Annotated in this window: 17 protein-coding genes and 1 riboswitch; of the genes, 4 read left to right on the top strand and 13 right to left on the bottom strand. The window is 69.8% G+C overall.

Going from position 1 to position 17,666, the window contains the following annotated elements:
• Positions 1-5 precede the first annotated feature (5 nt).
• The 7 genes from ACWCQS_RS00425 to nagB all read right to left on the bottom strand — a co-directional run bounded on the left by ACWCQS_RS00425 (position 6) and on the right by nagB (position 8,000).
• Positions 6-1,019 carry a ribonucleotide-diphosphate reductase subunit beta gene (locus tag ACWCQS_RS00425; protein WP_451002432.1) on the bottom strand — a complete coding sequence of 338 codons (1,014 nt, stop codon included), beginning with the start codon at positions 1,017-1,019 and terminating at the stop codon, positions 6-8.
• Positions 1,019-3,388: a ribonucleoside-diphosphate reductase subunit alpha gene (locus ACWCQS_RS00420; protein WP_451002431.1), complete on the bottom strand. Its 2,370-nt coding sequence runs from the start codon at positions 3,386-3,388 to the stop codon at positions 1,019-1,021. The genes ACWCQS_RS00425 and ACWCQS_RS00420 overlap by 1 nt, the downstream gene beginning before the upstream one ends.
• A gap of 126 nt (positions 3,389-3,514) precedes the next feature.
• Positions 3,515-3,639, bottom strand: a riboswitch (cobalamin riboswitch).
• Positions 3,640-3,691: 52 nt separating this feature from the next.
• Entirely contained in the window at positions 3,692-4,198 is a 507-nt protein-coding gene (locus ACWCQS_RS00415; RefSeq protein ID WP_451002430.1) for a GNAT family N-acetyltransferase, read from the bottom strand.
• A 74-nt stretch (positions 4,199-4,272) separates the two neighbouring features.
• On the bottom strand, positions 4,273-5,901 hold the full coding sequence (gene mctP, locus ACWCQS_RS00410; RefSeq protein WP_451002429.1) for a monocarboxylate uptake permease MctP: 1,629 nt from the start codon (positions 5,899-5,901) through the stop codon (positions 4,273-4,275).
• The gene (locus ACWCQS_RS00405; RefSeq protein ID WP_451002428.1) at positions 5,898-6,161 is read right to left on the bottom strand and encodes a DUF3311 domain-containing protein; all 264 of its coding nucleotides are present in this window, start codon (positions 6,159-6,161) and stop codon (positions 5,898-5,900) included. The genes mctP and ACWCQS_RS00405 overlap by 4 nt, the downstream gene beginning before the upstream one ends.
• A gap of 124 nt (positions 6,162-6,285) precedes the next feature.
• Entirely contained in the window at positions 6,286-7,050 is a 765-nt protein-coding gene (locus ACWCQS_RS00400) for a GntR family transcriptional regulator (protein ID WP_388620698.1), read from the bottom strand.
• Positions 7,051-7,214: 164 nt separating this feature from the next.
• Complete coding sequence (gene nagB / locus ACWCQS_RS00395; RefSeq protein WP_451002427.1) at positions 7,215-8,000, bottom strand: glucosamine-6-phosphate deaminase; 786 nt, start codon at positions 7,998-8,000, stop codon at positions 7,215-7,217.
• A 124-nt stretch (positions 8,001-8,124) separates the two neighbouring features.
• Between nagB and ACWCQS_RS00390 the strand changes: the two genes are divergently transcribed.
• Both ACWCQS_RS00390 and ACWCQS_RS00385 read left to right on the top strand, forming a co-directional pair.
• Entirely contained in the window at positions 8,125-8,763 is a 639-nt protein-coding gene (locus ACWCQS_RS00390) for a TetR/AcrR family transcriptional regulator (RefSeq protein WP_451002426.1), read from the top strand.
• 364 nt (positions 8,764-9,127) lie between these two features.
• Complete coding sequence (locus ACWCQS_RS00385) at positions 9,128-10,603, top strand: sensor histidine kinase (protein ID WP_388620703.1); 1,476 nt, start codon at positions 9,128-9,130, stop codon at positions 10,601-10,603.
• Between the two features lie 194 nt (positions 10,604-10,797).
• Here the strand turns inward: ACWCQS_RS00385 and ACWCQS_RS00380 are convergent, their stop codons facing one another.
• Positions 10,798-11,055: a WhiB family transcriptional regulator gene (locus ACWCQS_RS00380; protein WP_003992873.1), complete on the bottom strand. Its 258-nt coding sequence runs from the start codon at positions 11,053-11,055 to the stop codon at positions 10,798-10,800.
• A 331-nt stretch (positions 11,056-11,386) separates the two neighbouring features.
• Complete coding sequence (locus tag ACWCQS_RS00375; protein WP_451002425.1) at positions 11,387-12,355, bottom strand: diacylglycerol/lipid kinase family protein; 969 nt, start codon at positions 12,353-12,355, stop codon at positions 11,387-11,389.
• Positions 12,356-12,497: 142 nt separating this feature from the next.
• On the opposite strand from ACWCQS_RS00375, the gene ACWCQS_RS00370 reads away from it, so the two are divergent.
• Positions 12,498-12,923: a hypothetical protein gene (locus ACWCQS_RS00370; protein ID WP_451002424.1), complete on the top strand. Its 426-nt coding sequence runs from the start codon at positions 12,498-12,500 to the stop codon at positions 12,921-12,923.
• 9 nt (positions 12,924-12,932) lie between these two features.
• Here ACWCQS_RS00370 and ACWCQS_RS00365 read toward each other — a convergent pair whose 3' ends face one another.
• The 3 genes from ACWCQS_RS00365 to ACWCQS_RS00355 form a co-directional block, all read right to left on the bottom strand.
• Positions 12,933-14,054 (bottom strand): RNA polymerase sigma factor SigF, encoded by a 1,122-nt coding sequence (locus ACWCQS_RS00365; RefSeq protein WP_451002423.1) that lies wholly within the window; start codon positions 14,052-14,054, stop codon positions 12,933-12,935.
• Between the two features lie 17 nt (positions 14,055-14,071).
• Positions 14,072-14,488, bottom strand: a complete 417-nt coding sequence (locus ACWCQS_RS00360) for an ATP-binding protein (RefSeq protein WP_009190566.1) — start codon at positions 14,486-14,488, stop codon at positions 14,072-14,074.
• A gap of 321 nt (positions 14,489-14,809) precedes the next feature.
• The gene (locus ACWCQS_RS00355; RefSeq protein ID WP_451002422.1) at positions 14,810-15,070 is read right to left on the bottom strand and encodes a UBP-type zinc finger domain-containing protein; all 261 of its coding nucleotides are present in this window, start codon (positions 15,068-15,070) and stop codon (positions 14,810-14,812) included.
• A gap of 61 nt (positions 15,071-15,131) precedes the next feature.
• Here ACWCQS_RS00355 and ACWCQS_RS00350 point away from each other — a divergent pair, with 61 nt between their 5' ends.
• Positions 15,132-16,727 carry a Na+/H+ antiporter gene (locus tag ACWCQS_RS00350; protein WP_451002421.1) on the top strand — a complete coding sequence of 532 codons (1,596 nt, stop codon included), beginning with the start codon at positions 15,132-15,134 and terminating at the stop codon, positions 16,725-16,727.
• 2 nt (positions 16,728-16,729) lie between these two features.
• On the opposite strand, the gene ACWCQS_RS00345 is transcribed toward ACWCQS_RS00350, so the two are convergent.
• Positions 16,730-17,623, bottom strand: a complete 894-nt coding sequence (locus tag ACWCQS_RS00345) for a 1-aminocyclopropane-1-carboxylate deaminase/D-cysteine desulfhydrase (RefSeq protein WP_451002420.1) — start codon at positions 17,621-17,623, stop codon at positions 16,730-16,732.
• Positions 17,624-17,666 lie beyond the last annotated feature (43 nt).

Here is a 17,666-nt window from a genome sequence, read left to right as displayed (position 1 = left end):
GCCGGTCAGAAGTCTTCGTCCAGGTCGACGGTGCCCTCCACCGCGACCTGGTACGCCGACGGGCGGCGCTCGAAGAAGTTCGTCAGCTCCTGGACGCCCTGCAGCTCCATGAAGGAGAACGGGTTCTCCGAGCCGTACACCGGGGCGAACCCCAGGCGGCTGAGGCGCTGGTCGGCGACGCACTCCAGGTACTGCCGCATCGACTCGGTGTTCATGCCCGGCAGGCCGTCGCCGCACAGGTCGCGCGCGAACTGCAGCTCGGCCTCGACGGCCTCCCTCAGCATGTCGGTGACCTGCTGCCCCAGCTCCTCGTCGAACAGCTCCGGCTCCTCCTTGCGGACGGTGTCGACCACGTCGAAGGCGAAGGACATGTGCATCGTCTCGTCGCGGAACACCCAGTTGGTGCCGGTCGCCAGACCGTGCAGCAGACCCCGGCTGCGGAACCAGTAGACGTACGCGAACGCGCCGTAGAAGAACAGGCCCTCGATGCACGCGGCGAAGCAGATCAGGTTGAGCAGGAAGCGACGGCGGTCGGCCTTCGTCTCCAGCCGCTCGAGCTTCTCGACCTCGTTGATCCACTTGAAGCAGAACCCGGCCTTCTCGCGGATGGAGGGGATGTTCTCCACCGCGGCGAAGGCCGCCGCGCGGTCGTCCGGGTCGGGCAGGTAGGTGTCCAGGAGCGTCAGATAGAACTGGACGTGCACGGCCTCCTCGAAGAGCTGACGGCTCAAGTAGAGCCGCGCCTCGGGAGAGTTGATGTGCTTGTACAGCGTCAGCACCAGGTTGTTGGCGACGATCGAGTCACCGGTCGCGAAGAAGGCGACCAGGCGGCCGATGAGGTGCTGCTCCTCGGGCGTCAGCTTCGCGAGGTCGGCGACGTCCGAGTGGAGGTCGACCTCCTCGACGTGCCAGGTGTTCTTGATCGCGTCGCGGTAGCGCTCGTAGAAGTCCGGGTAGCGCATGGGGCGCAGGGTGAGTTCGAAGCCCGGGTCGAGAAGGTTCTGGGGACGGTTGGACATTACTGGCATGCCTCGCAGGACTCGGGGTTCTCAAGGGAGCAGGCGACCGCGTCGGGGTCGGCGACCTGCTGGACGGGGATGCCGGCGGGGGTCTGCGCCTGGGCGGCGCGGGCGATGCGGGTCGCCGGGCGGGAGCGCAGGTAGTACGTCGTCTTCAGGCCCGACTTCCAGGCGTACGCGTACATCGAGGAGAGCTTGCCGATGGTCGGCGTCTCCATGAACAGGTTCAGGGACTGCGACTGGTCCAGGAACGGCGTGCGGGCCGCCGCCATGTCGATCAGGCCCCGCTGCGGGATCTCCCACGCCGTGCGGTACAGCGCCCGTACGTCGGCCGGGATCCACGCGAAGTCCTGCACCGAGCCGTTGCTGTCCCGCAGCGCCTCACGGGTGCGGGCGTCCCAGACGCCCAGCTCCTTCAGGTCCTGCACCAGGTAGGAGTTGACCTGCAGGAACTCACCGGACAGCGTCTCGCGCTTGAACAGGTTCGACACCTGCGGCTCGATGCACTCGTAGACGCCCGCGATGGAGGCGATGGTGGCGGTGGGCGCGATGGCCAGCAGCAGGGAGTTGCGCATGCCGACCTCGGCGATACGGCCGCGCAGCGCCGCCCAGCGCTCCGGCCAGGACAGCTCGACACCGTAGTGGTCGGGGTGCAGCACGCCCTGGGCCGTACGGGTCTTCTCCCAGGCCGGCAGCGGGCCGTTGCGCTCGGCCAGGTCGGCGGAGGCCTCGTACGCGGCGAGCATGATCCGCTCGGCGATCCGCGTGGACAGGGCCTTGGCCTGAGGCGAGTCGAAGGGCAGGCGCAGCTTGAAGAAGACGTCCTGCAGACCCATCGCGCCGAGACCGACGGGACGCCACTTGGCGTTCGACCGACCCGCCTGCTCGGTCGGATAGAAGTTGATGTCGACCACGCGGTCGAGGAAGGTGACGGCGGTACGGACGGTCTCGTCCAGCCGCTGCCAGTCGAGGTCGCCAGTCGTCATGTCGACAAACGCACCCAGGTTGACGGACCCCAGGTTGCAGACCGCGGTCTCCCCGTCGTCCGTGACCTCCAGGATCTCCGTGCAGAGGTTGGAGGAGTGGACCACGTGCCCCGGCAGGGCCGTCTGGTTGGCGGTGCGGTTGGCCGCGTCCTTGAAGGTCATCCAGCCGTTGCCGGTCTGCGCGAGGGTGCGCATCATCCGGCCGTACAGCTCACGGGCCGGCATGGTCTTCTTCGCAAGGCCCTTTTCCTCCGCCTTGCGGTACGCGGCCTCGAACTCCTCGCCCCACAGGTCCACCAGCTCCGGCACGTCCGACGGGGAGAACAGCGACCACTGCCCGTCGGCGTTGACCCGGCGCATGAACTCGTCCGGGATCCAGTGCGCGAGGTTCAGGTTGTGCGTACGGCGGGCGTCCTCACCGGTGTTGTCCCGCAGCTCCAGGAACTCCTCGATGTCGGAGTGCCAGGTCTCCAGGTAGACCGCGGCCGCGCCCTTGCGCCGGCCGCCCTGGTTCACGGCGGCCACCGAGGCGTCCAGGGTCTTCAGGAACGGCACGATGCCGTTGGAGTGCCCGTTGGTACCGCGGATCAGCGAACCCCGGCTGCGGATCCGGGAGTACGACAGACCGATGCCGCCGGCGTGCTTGGAGAGCCGGGCCACCTGGTGGTAGCGGTCGTAGATGGAGTCCAGCTCGTCCAGCGGGGAGTCGAGGAGGTAGCAGGACGACATCTGCGGGTGCCGCGTGCCGGAGTTGAAGAGCGTGGGGGAGGACGGGAGGTAGTCGAGCCTGCTCATGAGCCCGTAGAGCGCGGCCACTTCGTCCACGGAACGGGTCGTGTCGTCCTCGGCCAGGCCGCTCGCGACCCGCAGCATGAAGTGCTGGGGCGTCTCGATGACCTTGCGGGTGATCGGGTGCCGCAGGAGATAGCGGCTGTGGAGCGTCCGCAGCCCGAAGTAGCCGAAGCGGTCGTCGGCGTCGCGGTCGATCAGCGCGTCGAGCCGTTCGGCGTGCAGCCGTACGAACTCGGCGGTGCGGTCGGCGATGAGCCCCTCGCGGTGCCCCACGGCCACGGATCCGGTGAAGGACGTCACGCCCTGCGAGGCGGCCTCGGCGCGGATGGAGATGGTCAGCAGCCGGGCGGCCAGCCGGGAGTAGGCGGGGTCCTCGGAGATGAGCCCGGCGGCGGCCTCGGTGGCCAGCTCGCGCAACTCCGCCTCGTCGGCCCGGGCGGACCGGCCGCGCAGCGCGGCGGCGGCGACCCGGCCGGGGTCGGCGTCGGGGAGGTCGGCGGTCAGCTCGGTCAGGGTCCGCAGCAGCGCGGCACCGGGACCGTCGGTCTCCAGGCCGGTGGCTGAAGCCGGATCTGCTGGCGCGATGGTCACGTGGGGGCTCTCCCTCGCTCGGCACGGGGGCCTTGTGGAGGGCAGGGGGCAGCCACGAGCGCGCACGGCGTCGCGTCCACCGGCCCATCCCACGAGGCCCGGACGTCTCAGGGCACCCGAACCGGACGGCCGGGTGCGCTGCCGGCAGGTCCTCGGACTGACTCCTGAGCGCAGACGCGCACAAGTACACCGTTGCGGGACAGTTCCGGATTCGCACCGGATTCCCCTGCGGCGACAGCGAGCATGAGCATACATCTAGTGCCGGGCTGTCGTGTCACCCCCAGATGTTGTGTCGTGACGGTGTCAGAGCGTCAACTCGTAGGTGAGGAGAGTGATGTCGGCGAGTTCCGGGAGCGGGTTCCAGTCGCGTTCGGGGACGCGGACGAACCCCAGGCGCTCGTAGATGCGGTGGGCGGCGTGCATGGTGCGCTGGGTGGACAGGACGAGGGCCGTGCAGGCCTCCGTGGCCCGTGCGCGGTCGACGCAGGCCCGGACGAGCGCCTCGCCGGCACCCTGTCCCCGGCCCGCGTGCGCGACCGCCAGCATGCGGATCTCGGCCTCTCCGGGCCGGGCGATGTCGGCCATGGGCCCGGGGGACGGCACGAAGGTGACTCCGCCGAGGAGGGCGCCGTCCCGGACGGCCACGAGCACCTGTGCCGCGGCCGCTCGCTTGGCCACGTCTCTCAGTTCGCCCAGATACCAGTCACTCTCCCCGAAGTCGAGGAGACCGTCCTGGAGGTAGGCCTGGGCGGTGATCTCGCCGAGGGCGTCGTACTCTTCCGGGGTTACCTGCCGGATCACGATGTCCATGGCGTCGAGTCTGCCGGAGCGATACGACAACGGGCCGCCGGATTTCCTCCGGCGGCCCGTCGTACGGCGGTCGCTCAGTGACCGGCGCCCGCCGTCGCCGGCGGCAGTTCCACCTGCACCCCCGGGTCGCCCGCGTCCGCCGTGTAGTCCTCCGGCTTGGTCTCGTCGACGCCCTCGGGGGCCTTCACGGCCTTCAGGACGACGGTGAGGACCACGGTGACCACGACGTTGAGGACGAAGGCCGTGAGGCCGATGTAGCCGATCTCGCCGATGCCGGGAATCTCCTTCGCCGAGCCGCCGAAGTGCTTCTGGGTCGGGGAGGCGACGCCGTACGCGGCGACCGTGCCGTACGCCATGCCGACCGCCCAGCCGGCCAGCAGCGCCCATCGGTGGAACCAGCGGGTGAACAGGCCGCCGACCAGGGCCGGGAAGGTCTGCAGGATCCAGATGCCGCCCAGGAGCTGGAAGTTGATCGCCACCGTCTTGTCCATGGTGAGGACGAAGACCAGGGCGCCGACCTTCACCAGCAGGGAGACGATCTTGGAGACCTGGGCCTCCTGCTTCGGCGTGGCGTCCGGCTTGATGAAGTCCTTGTAGATGTTGCGGGTGAAGAGGTTCGCCGCCGCGATCGACATGATCGCCGCGGGGACCAGGGCACCGATGCCGATCGCCGCGAAGGCCACGCCCGCGAACCAGTCCGGGAACATGTCCTCGAACAGCTGGGGGATGGCCAGCTGGCCGTTGGTGACCTTGACCCCGGCCGCGATCGCCATGAAGCCCAGCAGCGCGAGCAGGCCGAGCATCAGGGAGTACAGCGGCAGGATCGTGGTGTTGCGGCGGATCACGTTACGGCTCCTGGAGGACAGGGTCGCGGTGATCGAGTGCGGGTACATGAAGAGCGCGAGGGCGGAGCCCAGGGCCAGGGTGGCGTACGTCCACTGTCCGGCCTCCGGGGGCACGAGCGCGCCGCGCGGCTTGCCCGTCGCCGGGTTGACCTGGCTGAACGCCTGGCCCGCCTTGGCGAAGATGTCGTCGAAGCCGCCCAGCTTGATCGGGATGTAGATGATCGCCACCGCGATGACGATGTAGATCAGCGTGTCCTTGACGAAGGCGATCAGGGCGGGGGCGCGCAGACCGGAGGAGTAGGTGTATGCCGCCAGCACGCCGAAGGCGATCAGCAGCGGCAGGTCCCGTACGAACCAGTTGGTGCTGCTGTCCCCGCCGACGCCCATCACGTCCAGCACCGCCTGGATGCCCACGAGCTGGAGCGCGATGTACGGCATCGTCGCCAGGATGCCGGTCAGCGCCACCGCCAGGGACAGGCCCTTGGAGCCGAAGCGGCCCCGGACGAAGTCGGAGGTGGTGACGTACCCGTGGCGGTGCGAGACCGACCACAGGCGCGGCAGGAACGTGAAGATCAGCGGGTAGACCAGGATCGTGTACGGCACGGCGAAGAAGCCGGCCGCGCCCGCCGCGTAGATCGCCGCCGGTACGGCGACGAAGGTGTACGCGGTGTACAGGTCGCCGCCGAGCAGGAACCACGTGACCCAGGTGCCGAACGACCGCCCGCCCAGGCCCCATTCGTCCAGGGAGTGCTCGTTCTCGGCCCTGCGCCAGCGGGCGGCGAGGAAGCCCATGACCGTGACGGCCAGGAAGAAGAAGATGAAGACGCCGAGCGCGACGCCGTTGACGCCGTTCTTCACTTCGCCTCACCGCCCTGCTGAGCGGCGCGGGCGCGCTGGTCACGCTGCCACAGCTTGTACGCGGTCATCGTGAGCGCGGTGGAGATCAGCACCCAGAGCATCTGATACCAGTAGAACAACGGGATCCCGATGAAGGCGGGGTCCGTCTTGGCGTAGGAGCCGACCCAGAGCGTCGCCACGAAGGGCGCGACGAGACACAGGCCGATGATCACACGCACCGGCGTCACCACCGGTGGTTTCACTTCAGGCGTTTCGGACATGCCACGGCTCCGTCCCCTCGCTGATCACCTGTGTAATGCGCAGGCAATGTAGGTGACGGTGTCGTGGAAGCGGAAGACCTCGTCCGGATCTCGGTATATCGATTCAGCGACGGTCCGCGGTGCCCTACTCGGCAGGCCGCTTCAGCCGCGCGACGAACTTGTACCGGTCGCCCCGGTACACCGAGCGCACCCACTCCACCGGCTTGCCCTCGTGGTCCAGGGAGTGGCGGGAGAGCATCAGCATCGGCAGGCCCACGTCGGTGCCGAGCAGGCCCGCCTCGCGCGGGGTGGCCAGCGAGGTCTCGATGGTCTCCTCGGCCTCGGCGAGGTGGACGTCGTAGACCTCGGCGAGGGCGGTGTAGAGCGACGTGTACTTCACCAGGGAGCGGCGCAGGGCCGGGAAGCGCTTGGCGCTCAGGTGGGTGGTCTCGATGGCCATCGGCTCGCCGTTGGCCATGCGCAGCCGCTCGATGCGCAGCACGCGTCCGCCGGCGGTGATGTCGAGCAGCTCCGCGAGCCGGTCGTCGGCGGTGATGTACCCGATGTCCAGCAGCTGCGAGGTCGGCTCCAGCCCCTGGGCGCGCATGTCCTCGGTGTAGGAGGTGAGCTGGAGCGCCTGGGAGACCTTGGGCTTGGCGACGAAGGTGCCCTTGCCCTGGATGCGCTCCAGGCGCCCCTCGACCACCAGTTCCTGCAGGGCCTGGCGGACGGTGGTGCGGGAGGTGTCGAACTCGGCCGCCAGCGTGCGCTCGGGCGGGACCGGCGTGCCCGGCGCCTGCGTCTCCGTCATGTCGAGCAGGTGCTTCTTCAGGCGGTAGTACTTGGGCACGCGCGCCGTACGGACGGTCGTCGCGGCCTCGTTCTCCGCACTGCTGACGTCGGTGCTCATGCTCTGCCTTCCCGGCTGCGGATGCCGAAAGCGACCGACTGACATCGGCCACGGCTCACATCGTGGCACGGGTTCTTCTGTCGGGACTCCACCCGCACGCTCCGTGATCTCCTCTATATACAGTGGTGACCGGGTTTGGTCTAGTCCATAGTGCCGAGCAGGCGTCAGATCCCCTGCCAGTCCGGCTTGCCCGCGTAGGTGTGCCGGAAGTAGTCGGCCAGCTTCAGCTTGGAGGCCGCCGCCTCGTCGACGACCACCGTGGCGTGCGGGTGCAGCTGGAGCGCGGAGGCCGGGCAGACGGCCGCGACGGGGCCCTCGACGGTCGCGGCGACCGCGTCCGCCTTGCCCTCGCCGGTCGCCAGCAGCACCAGGTGGCGGGCCTCCAGGATGGTGCCGATGCCCTGGGTGATGACGTGGCGCGGCACCTGCTCGATGTCGCCGTCGAAGAAACGGGCGTTGTCGACGCGGGTCTGCTCGGTCAGCGTCTTGATCCGGGTGCGCGAGGCGAGCGAGGAGCACGGCTCGTTGAACCCGATGTGCCCGTCGGTGCCGATCCCGAGCAGCTGCAGGTCCACCCCGCCGGCCTCGGCGAGCGCGCGGTCGTACGCCTTACAGGCCGCCTGGATGTTCTCGGCGGTGCCGTCGGGCCCGAGGAACTTGTCCATGCCGATACCGAGCGGCTCCAGGACCTCCCGGCGCAGCACCGAGCGGTAGGACTCGGGGTGGTCGGCGGGCAGCCCCACGTACTCGTCGAGCTGGGCGATGCGCGCCCGCGAGGAGTCCACGGCGCCGGAGCGCACCTTCGCGGTCAGCGCCTGGTAGATGGGCAGCGGGGTGGAGCCGGTGGCCACGCCGAGCAGGGCGTCGGGCTTGCGTCGCAGCAGCTGTGCCATGGCTTCGGCGATCAGTTCGCCGCCCGCCGCGGCGTCCGGAACGATGACAACTTCCACGCTGGGCCTGCCGTTCTGAAGTGGGCTCTGGACGTCTATGTGGTTTAGACCAATCTAACAGAACCGGGTCCCGCTGGAGATGCGCTTCTCCCGACCGGCACATTTTTCTAGGGCCCGCTATAAAATGCCCTCCATGGCGAGCGCTCAGGAGACGAGAACACGGGCCGGGGCCTCCGGAACGCGGGGCCGCCCGCGCTCCTTCGATCGTGCCACCGCGCTGGAGAAGGCGCTCATGGCCTTCTGGGAGCACGGCTACGAGGCCACCTCGGTCGCCGGCCTCACCCGGCTCATGGGGATCGGCGCCCCGAGCCTGTACGCCGCCTTCGGCGACAAGCGGACGCTGTTCGAGGAGGTCGTACGGCTCTACACCTCCACGTACGGCGCCTTCGGTGATCGCGCCCTTGCCGAGGAGCCCACCGCCCGCGCCGCTGTCGAGCGCATCCTGCGCGAGGCCGCCGCCGAGTACACCGACCTCGCCCATCCCTACGGCTGCCTTGTCGTGCACGCCGCCACCAACTGCACCAGTCCCGAGGTGGCGCGGCTGCTGCGGGAGCGGCGGAACGCGAACATCGCCGCCCTGGAGTCCCGGATCCGGGCCGATGTCGCGGAGGGCCGGCTCCCGGCCGGCACCGACGCCGCCGCCCTCGCCCGGCACGCCGGCGCCATGATCCAGGGCATGTCCCAGCAGGCCCGCGACGGAGCGAGCCGGCGGGAACTGGAAGCACTCGCGGAAATTGCCATGTCCATCTGGCCCCACGGCTGACCGAGGCGGGCTAGGCTTCGTGGCATCGGGTGCCATCGTCGTGCATGCCGACAAAGCCATGGACACATCGTTGTGGTCTAGTCCACAATCGACGACGACGGATCCGACGACGTATCCACGTGAACAAGCCTCCGTCTTCCCCGCACAGGAAGGCGGATCGAGGACCCGGAGCTCTCTGCCCTGACTGCCCCGGCTCCTCGACCTTCGGCCGACCGGGACCGCACACCCCACGGCCGATGATGCTCCGGGCTGCGGTGCCGGGAGGGTTGAGGGTCCCTTCCAGGCGCCGCGGCCCGCGGGTGTTTCCGGAGCCGGTCGCGGACGTTTTTCAGCCATGTTCGAACGTCCGGGTACGCTCGCAGACGTGCCCTCCATGAACGAACTGGTCCGCCAGCACACCGCCCTCGACGACTCCGACCTCGAGTGGCTCCATCTGCTGGTCTCGGAGTGGCAGCTGCTCTCCGACCTCTCCTTCGCCGACCTGGTTCTGTGGGTCCCCACCCGGGACGGCACCCGGTACGTCTCGGTCGCCCAGATGCGCCCCAACACCGGCCCCACCTCCTACCAGGACGACATGGTCGGCCACCTGGTCCCGCGCGGCCGGCGGCCCATGCTGGACGCCGCGCTGGACGAGGGCCGGATCGTGCGCGAGGGCGACCCGGAGTGGCGTGAAGAGGTCCCCGTACGGGTCGAGTCCATCCCCGTACGGCGCGAGGGCCGCGTCCTCGGTGTGATCGCCCGCAACACCAACCTGCTCACGGTCCGCACCCCGAGCCGTCTGGAGCTCACCTACCTCCAGAGCGCCTCCGACCTCGCGCAGATGATCGCCGCAGGATCGTTCCCCTTCCCCGACCAGCAGGTCGACATGGACGCCTCGCCGCGCGTCGGCGACGGCCTGATCCGGCTGGACGGCGACGGCATCGTCCAGTACGCCTCCCCGAACGCGCTGTCCGCCTACCACCGCCTGGGCCTCGCCGCCGACCTGGTCGGCCAGCACCTCGGACAGACCACCGCCGAGCTCGCCCCGACCCGGGGGCCGGTCGACGAGGCGCTCGCCAAGGCGGCCAGCGGCTGGGCGCCGCGCGAGTTCGAGATCGAGGCCAACGACGGCGTCATCCAGTTCCGGGCGATCCCGCTCAAGCCCAAGGGCACCCGGATCGGTTCGCTGGTGCTGTGCCGGGACGTCACCGAACTGCGACGTCGCGAACGCGAGTTGATAACCAAGGACGCGACCATCCGGGAGATCCATCACCGGGTGAAGAACAACCTCCAGACGGTCGCCGCGCTGCTGCGGCTGCAGGCCCGGCGCATCGAGTCCGAGCGCGGCCGGGAGGCCCTGGAGGAGGCCGTCCGCCGGGTCGGCTCGATCGCGATCGTGCATGAGACGCTGTCTCAGAACCTGGATGAGCGGGTGGAGTTCGACGACATCGCCGACCGCGTGCTGGCGATGGTCGCCGAGATCTCGCCGGGCAAGGTGACGGGCCGGCGCAGCGGGCGGTTCGGGATCCTGGACGCCGAGGTGGCCACACCGCTGTCGATGGTCCTCACCGAGATCCTGCAGAACGCCCTGGAGCACGGCTTCCGCGAGGGCGACACCGGCACGGTCGAGGTCTCGGCGGTCAGGGGCGGTACGACGAAGGAGGCCCGGCTTCTCGTCACGGTCCAGGACGACGGCGTCGGCCTGCCGGAGGGCTTCGACCCGCACCGCTCGGGCAACCTGGGGCTGCAGATCGTACGGACGCTGGTGGAGGGGGAGTTGGGTGGCTCCTTCGACATGGTCCCGGCGCCGGGGCGGGGGACCAGGGTGATCCTCGACATTCCGGTGCGGGCGCAGAAGTGAGCAACTCCGTACGCCGTAAAGGAGCTTGAGGACAGCAAAAAGCCCCGGACCCGTTGGTCCGAGGCTTGTGCTCGTTGCTGCTCCGCTATATCGCTAAGCACATCGGGGGATACTGCGCGCTGCGGCTCGGGGGCGGGAGATGCGTGCGTGCTGCACGCGCCGCCAAGCTCAGGCTGTCAGCAGGGGTGGGTATGTCAGGCGGAGGCCTGACGAGCCCGGTTGCGGGCGGCGCGGCGCTTCATGGCGCGGCGCTCGTCCTCGCTGAGACCACCCCAGACGCCGGAGTCCTGACCGGACTCGAGCGCCCACTGCAGACACTGCTCGATCACCGGGCAGCGACGGCAGACGGCCTTGGCTTCCTCGATCTGCAGCAGCGCAGGACCGGTGTTGCCGATGGGGAAGAAGAGCTCGGGGTCTTCCTCGCGGCAAACGGCGTTGTGACGCCAGTCCATGGCTGCTACCTCTCCTAGGTTCTCTGAACGTATTACGTGCAGGTTGCTTGTGAATGTGAACGCTTTCACGAATCCCTCAACAAGTGAAGGGCCGACCGCCGAGTCTTCCCCGGCGTGGTCCTTGGTTTGAAGAGGGGTTCCGGTGATCAGTGGAGGCCGGTCTTGCGGGCCGTCCCGATCGCCAGGAAGAGACTCGCAAACCTCGGCGGCGGATACAACCCCTTCCGGAAAGTTTTTTTTGATTCCTCGGTGTCGACTAGGTCACAGCCGTACTTCCATGGGGTGGATCCTGGTCTAAACGTTCGAGTGAAAGGACTTTTGCCTGTTCCGCTCACACAATCACACGCAGTGCACGGCGTACGCCTGTGAACGTCACGCTCGTACGCAGCCCCAGGTGGTCACCGTCCATCTGCAGGGGCAGGGGCGCCTTCGAATGCAAGGTGAACTGGTCCAGATCGTGCAGCGAGACGACATGTCGACCATGGGGTCCACGCTCGGGGGACGAAGTGAGCAACTGGGTGCCATACCGGGCAACCGCGGCAGTCGACAGACGGCTGAGACCGAGCACGTCGACGCCGGTATCGAACGAGGCCTTAGGCGACGTGTACATGGGGCGATTGCCGAGATACGTCCAAGGGGACGTGTTCGAGACTATGGCCACCACAAGATCGGCAATCGGGTCCTCGCCGGGTCGCTCCAGCGTGATCGAGCCGCGCCGGCGGTTCTGCTCACCGAGGAACTGCCGGATCACCTGACGTACGTACAGCGCGTGTGTCGACTTCCTGCCACGCTCGCGCTGCTGCTCCACCCGGCCGACGACACCCGCGTCGAATCCGAGTCCCGCGTTGAAGGTGAACCAGCGGTCCGGGACCGCCTCGTCCTCGGTGCCGGGCGTGCCCGAGGTCAGCCCGAGCCCGACGACCCGCTCCCGGCCCTCCCGCAGCGCGTCCAGCAGGGCGCCGGTGGCCTCGACCGGGTCGTTGGGCAGGCCCAGGGCGCGGGCGAAGACGTTGGTGGAGCCGCCGGGTACGACGGCGAGACCGGGCAGGCGCTCGGGGTCGGGGCCGGCGTGCAGCAGGCCGTTGACGACCTCGTTGACCGTGCCGTCGCCGCCGAGGGCCACGACCAGGTCGATGTCGTCGCTGTCCGCCGCCTGCCGGCCGAGGTCGCGCGCGTGTCCGCGGTACTCGGTGGTGACCGCCTCCAGCTTCATCTCGCTCGCCAGCGCGTGGATCAGCACGTCACGCCTGCGTGCGCTTGTGGTGGTTGCCGCCGGGTTGACCACGAGAAGTGCACGCATGGTCTGCAGCGTACCTACTGGGGGGTACTGGGCCCACAGCGAGGTAGGGATCGGGTAAGAGGGGCGGGCGTGAGCCTGGACACGCCGTTGGTCTGCGGGCCGCCCCTCGGGGCGCTGACACCGCCCCCGCTACCCTGCTGGGGTGAGCAGTGAGCAGAACCCCGCCCAGGAACCCCGTCCCCGTCGGCTGACCTGTGCCGCTGTGCTGGCCGCCCTGGAGGGTGTCGCGCTGGTGGCGGTAGGCCTGTTGGTGTGCGTTCGCGCGCTCACGGGTTCGCCCGACAACCGGCAGCAGGCGGTCGCCCTGGGGATCATCCTGGTCGTGCTTGCGCTGCTGCCGCTGCTCGCCGCGCGCGGACTGCTGCTGCGGCGTGGCTGGAGCCGGGGGCCCGCCGTCATCACGCAGATCATGGGCCTCTTCTGCGCCTACCAACTGCTCCAGGCCGACAGTCTCGCCATCCCGGCCGGTATCGCCGTCGCGGTCGTGGCCGTGGTCGCCCTGGTGCTGCTGGTGAACCCGGCCACGGCCCAGGCCCTCGGCATCAAGGGACCGGGCCGCACCGAGTAGGCCGGCGCTCTACTCCTCCACCAGCAGCTTCTCCCGCAGCTGGGCCAGCGTGCGGGCCAGCAGCCGGGAGACGTGCATCTGGGAGATGCCGACCTCCTGCGCGATCTGCGACTGGGTCATGTTCCCGAAGAAGCGCAGCAGCAGGATCCGCTTCTCACGCGGCGGCAGATCCTCCAGCAGCGGCTTGAGGGACTCCCGGTACTCCACTCCCTCCAGCGCCTCGTCCTCCGCGCCGAGGGTGTCGGCGACCGCCGGGGACTCGTCGTCGGTGTCGGGGACGTCCAGGGACAGCGTGGAGTACGCGTTGGCGGACTCCAGGCCCTCCAGGACCTCCTCCTCGGAGATCGCGAGCTTCTCGGCCAGCTCGTGGACCGTGGGGGAGCGGCCGTGCAGCTGGGACAGCTCGGCCGTCGCCGTGGTCAGCGCGAGCCGCAGCTCCTGCAGCCTGCGCGGCACGCGCACCGCCCAGCCCTTGTCGCGGAAGTGCCGCTTGATCTCGCCGACCACGGTGGGGGTGGCGTACGTGGAGAACTCCACGCCGCGCTCCGGGTCGAAGCGGTCGACGGACTTGATCAGCCCGATCGTGGCGACCTGGGTGAGGTCGTCCAGCGGCTCGCCGCGGTTGCGGAACCGGCGCGCCAGGTGCTCCACGAGCGGCAGATGCATACGGACCAGCTGATTGCGCAGCGCCGCGTACTCCGGGCTGCCCTCCTTCAGCGCGCGCAGCTCCACGAACATCGCCCGCGCCCCGCTGCGGTCCGCCGGGTCGTGCTGTACGGCCTGCACGGCCCGCATGGCCTCCGCGCCCGGCGCGTCGTCCCCGGCGTACCGCTCGTGTTCGCTCATCGTCCCGCCCGTAGCCCTTCCCCGAGCCCTGGCCCCCGTGCGGCCGGCGGACCCGGCGTCGCCGGAGCCCTCCGGCGGTACACCCTGCGCGGCACCGTCACCTCCGGCCCGCGCGGAGTCGTCCTCCGGGTGTGGTCTGGCCTGCTCGGGGATGCCGTCGATGCCGTCCACCATGCGCCGGGAACCGTCCCGGGGGGCCTCCCCGGACAGGTCGCCCGTGCTGGGCCAGGACGCGCCCCCGTCCTCGGCCGGCAGCTCCCGTGTGCCGCGCTCTTCGTCCCGCACCGGACCGTCCCCGTTCCTCACGCCGGGCCGGGGCCCGCGCCGCGCTGTTTGTAGAGGCTGATCGACACGGTCTTGTCCTCGTCGACGGCGGACGAGACCTTGCCCGCGAGGGCCGAGAGCACGGTCCAGGCGAAGGTGTCCCGCGAAGGGGCGTGACCGTCCGTGGTCGGCGCCGAGACCGTGACTTCCAGCGAATCGTCGACGAGCCGGAAGACACAGCTGAGCACAGAGCCGGGCACGGCCTGCTGCAGCAGGATCGCGCACGCCTCGTCCACGGCGATGCGCAGGTCCTCGATCTCGTCCAGGGTGAAGTCCAAGCGGGCCGCGAGACCGGCCGTGGCCGTCCGCAGCACCGACAGGTAGGCACCCGCGGCCGGCAGCCGGACTTCCACGAAGTCCTGATTCGCCGCGGGCTCGCCTGCGATCTGGGACACCCTCACCTCCATGGTGGTACAAGCTTTACGGGGCCGAGGGTCGCCCCCCGGGGTAACGCGCACATGGTTCCGCGGTGACGCTATCGCGCTCCGAACGGTCCTGTCCCGGGACCCCAACCCCCCAGGCGTCACTCACAGTAAAGCTGTGCATACGCTCCGTGTCTAGAGGGTTTGCGGGCCCAAAAGGGAGGAGCGCGCGCCGGGTTGACGTACCCAGACGTCAGACACTCGAACCGTCGTGCGGCAGCCGCCGCATGCAGTGTCACACGAGAACACGGTCGAACGGGAATGCGATCACGCGAGAACCCGCTCGAAAGAGGGTCAGACGAGCACGTGGTCCACGAAGCACCACCGCCAGTCCTCGCCGGGTTCGATGGTCCGCATCACCGGGTGACCGGACGTCTCGTGGTGCTGTGTCGCGTGCCGTCCGGGCGAGGAGTCGCAGCAGCCGACATGGCCGCAGGTGAGGCACAGGCGCAGCTGCACGGGGTGCGTGCCGTCGCGCAGGCACTCCGGGCAGGTCGGATCGAGCGGTTCCGGTTCCGGGTGCGGCAGCGCGTCGGCGTGCGTGCACTGTTTCATGATTGCCAGATTACGACGGGCCTGCTGTTGGCCGCGCGGAAAACGAGGGTGGGCGAGGACCATGGACGTGATGCCGCTGCTGTTGCTGGTGGCGGGCAGTGCGGGGGTCGCGGGGGTCGCCCGGCGCACGCCGGTGCCCGCGCCGCTGCTGCTGGTCGCCGTCGGCCTGGCGGTCTCGTACATCCCGGGCATCCCGCACTACACCCTGGACCCGAACATCGTCCTGCCGCTGGTGCTGCCGCCGCTGCTGTACAAGGAGGGCACCGAGAGCTCGTACCTGGATCTGCGCGCCCAGATGCGGCCCGTGGGCATGCTGTCCATCGGATACGTGCTCTTCGCGACCTTCGCCGTCGGCTGGGTCGCCTATCTCGTCGTACCGGGGCTGCCGCTGCCCGCCGCGCTGGTGCTGGGCGCGGTGGTCGCGCCGACGGACGCGGTCGCGGCCGCCGCCATCGCGCGCCGGGTGGGTCTGCCCTCCCGGATCACCACCATCCTCCAGGGCGAGTCCCTGCTCAACGACGCCACCGCGATCACCGCCTACCGGGTGGCCCTCGCCGCGGCCGTCGGCGAGGGCGCCACCTGGGCGGGCGGAATCGGTGAGTTCCTGCGGGCCGCCATCGGGGGTGTCGTGGTCGGTCTGGTGCTCATGGTGCCGATCCACTGGCTGCGCACCCACCTGAAGGAGGCCCTGCTCCAGAACACCCTCTCCCTGCTGATCCCGTTCGTCGCCTACGGCGTCGCCGAGCAGTTCCACGGCTCCGGGGTCCTGGCGGTCGTCGTGGTCGCGGTCTATCTCGGGCACCACGCGTGGGAGGTCGACTTCGCCACCCGGCTCCAGGAGGACGCGGTGTGGCGGATGGTCGCCTTCGTGCTGGAATCGGCGGTGTTCGCGCTGATCGGCCTGCAACTGCCCACCGTCCTCAAGGGACTGGGCGCGTACCGGGGCGCCGACGCGGCCTGGTACGCGGTCGCGGTCTTCCTCGTGGTCGTCGCGGCCCGCTTCGTGTGGGTGTTCCCGGCGACCTTCTGGCCCCGGCTGCTCTTCCGCCGCATCAGGGAGCGCGAGGACAACCCGACCTGGCGGGGGCCGGTGGTGACCGGGTGGGCCGCCATGCGGGGGGTGGTGTCCCTGGCCATCGCCTTCTCGATCCCGCTCACGGTGCACGGCGGCGCCCCCTTCCCGCAGCGGAACCTGATCCTCTTCCTGACCTTCACCACGGTCATCGGCACCCTCGTGGTGCAGGGACTGACGCTCGCGCCGCTGATCCGCCTGTTGAAGTTCCCCGCCCGCGACCCGCAGGCCGAGACCCTCGCCGAGGCCAACGCCCAGGCACAGGCCTCCCGGGCCGCCGAGAACCGCCTCGACGACCTCCTCTCGGACGAGCGCAACGAGCTGCCCCCGCCGCTCGCCGACCGTCTGCGCACCGTCCTGGAGCGCCGCCGCAACGCCGTCTGGGAGCGTCTCGGCCAGACCAACCCCATCACCGGCGAGTCCGTCGACGACACCTATCGCCGCCTCTCGCGCGAGATGATCGGCGCCGAACGCGAGGTTTTCGTCACGCTCCGTGATCACCGCTACATCGACGACGAGATGCTGCGCGCGCTGCTCAGACGCCTGGACCTGGAGGAGGCGGCGGCCTACCGGGAGGCGGAGTAGCGCTACGGGAACGGCCGCCCCGTGACGACGGCGGCGACCGTCGTCCCGCGCGCGAAGGCGCCCTCCTCCGCGAGGGCGGCAAGTCCGTAGAGCAACTTGGCGACATAGAGACGTTCGACGGGCAGCCCGTGGCGGTCCTCGAAGTCCTCGGCGAACGCGTGCAGTTCGGGTGTGGTACGGGCGTAGCCGCCGAAGTGGAAACGCTCGTCGAGGGACCAGGAGCCGGTACGGCCGCCGAAGGCACGTTCCTGCAGCTCCTGTACGTCGCCTTCCAGGAAGCCGCCCCTGAGCACCGGCACGCCGAGTGCCCGCTGCCCGGGGGCCAGTCCGGCGGCCAGTCCGGCAAGCGTGCCCCCGGTGCCGCAGGCGACGCCGACGACCTCGGCGAGCCCGCGCAACTCCGCTCCCAGCACCCGGCAGCCGCGCACGGCCGCGCCGTTGCTGCCGCCCTCGGGCACGACGTACGCGTCCTCGGCGCCGGCCGCGCGCAGGACGGCGCCCAGCGTCTCCGGCTCGTTCTTCCGCCGGTACGTCGATCTGTCGACGAAGTGCAGCCGCATGCCGTCCGCCGCGCACCGGGCCAGCGAGGGATTGAGCGGACGGCCGGCCAGCTCCTCGCCGCGGACCACACCGGTGGTCGGCAGCCCGAGGATGCGGCCCGCGGCGGCGGTGGCCCGCAGATGGTTGGAGTAGGCCCCGCCGAAGGTCACCAGCGGCCGCCCTCGTGCCGCCTCGACATTCGGCACGAGCTTGCGCCACTTGTTGCCGACGAGCTCGGGGTGGATCAGGTCGTCCCGCTTGAGCACCAGCCGCAGCCCGTGCCGCTCGAACCGGTCGTCCCTGACCTCCTGGAGGGGGGAGGGGAGGCGGGGGGTGAGCGGGGTACGGCTGGTCACCGCTCCATTGTCGCCCGGGGACCGCACTCGGTGACGGCCAGGA

This window comes from Streptomyces sp. NPDC002076 (assembly GCF_053593835.1).
This window is presented reverse-complemented; position numbering and strand designations above follow the sequence as displayed.

What these genes read in the sequence shown, in the direction of transcription:
- ACWCQS_RS00375 (WP_451002425.1), bottom strand. Translation starts at nt 12,355, where the DNA reads ATGCGTGCACTTCTCGTGGTCAACCCGGCGGCAACCACCACAAGCGCA.
- ACWCQS_RS00380 (WP_003992873.1), bottom strand. Translation starts at nt 11,055, where the DNA reads ATGGACTGGCGTCACAACGCCGTTTGCCGCGAGGAAGACCCCGAGCTC.
- ACWCQS_RS00425 (WP_451002432.1), bottom strand. Translation starts at nt 1,019, where the DNA reads ATGTCCAACCGTCCCCAGAACCTTCTCGACCCGGGCTTCGAACTCACC.
- ACWCQS_RS00390 (WP_451002426.1), top strand. Translation starts at nt 8,125, where the DNA reads ATGCCCTCCATGGCGAGCGCTCAGGAGACGAGAACACGGGCCGGGGCC.
- ACWCQS_RS00400 (WP_388620698.1), bottom strand. Translation starts at nt 7,050, where the DNA reads ATGAGCACCGACGTCAGCAGTGCGGAGAACGAGGCCGCGACGACCGTC.
- ACWCQS_RS00350 (WP_451002421.1), top strand. Translation starts at nt 15,132, where the DNA reads ATGGACGTGATGCCGCTGCTGTTGCTGGTGGCGGGCAGTGCGGGGGTC.
- ACWCQS_RS00405 (WP_451002428.1), bottom strand. Translation starts at nt 6,161, where the DNA reads ATGTCCGAAACGCCTGAAGTGAAACCACCGGTGGTGACGCCGGTGCGT.
- ACWCQS_RS00415 (WP_451002430.1), bottom strand. Translation starts at nt 4,198, where the DNA reads ATGGACATCGTGATCCGGCAGGTAACCCCGGAAGAGTACGACGCCCTC.
- ACWCQS_RS00355 (WP_451002422.1), bottom strand. Translation starts at nt 15,070, where the DNA reads ATGAAACAGTGCACGCACGCCGACGCGCTGCCGCACCCGGAACCGGAA.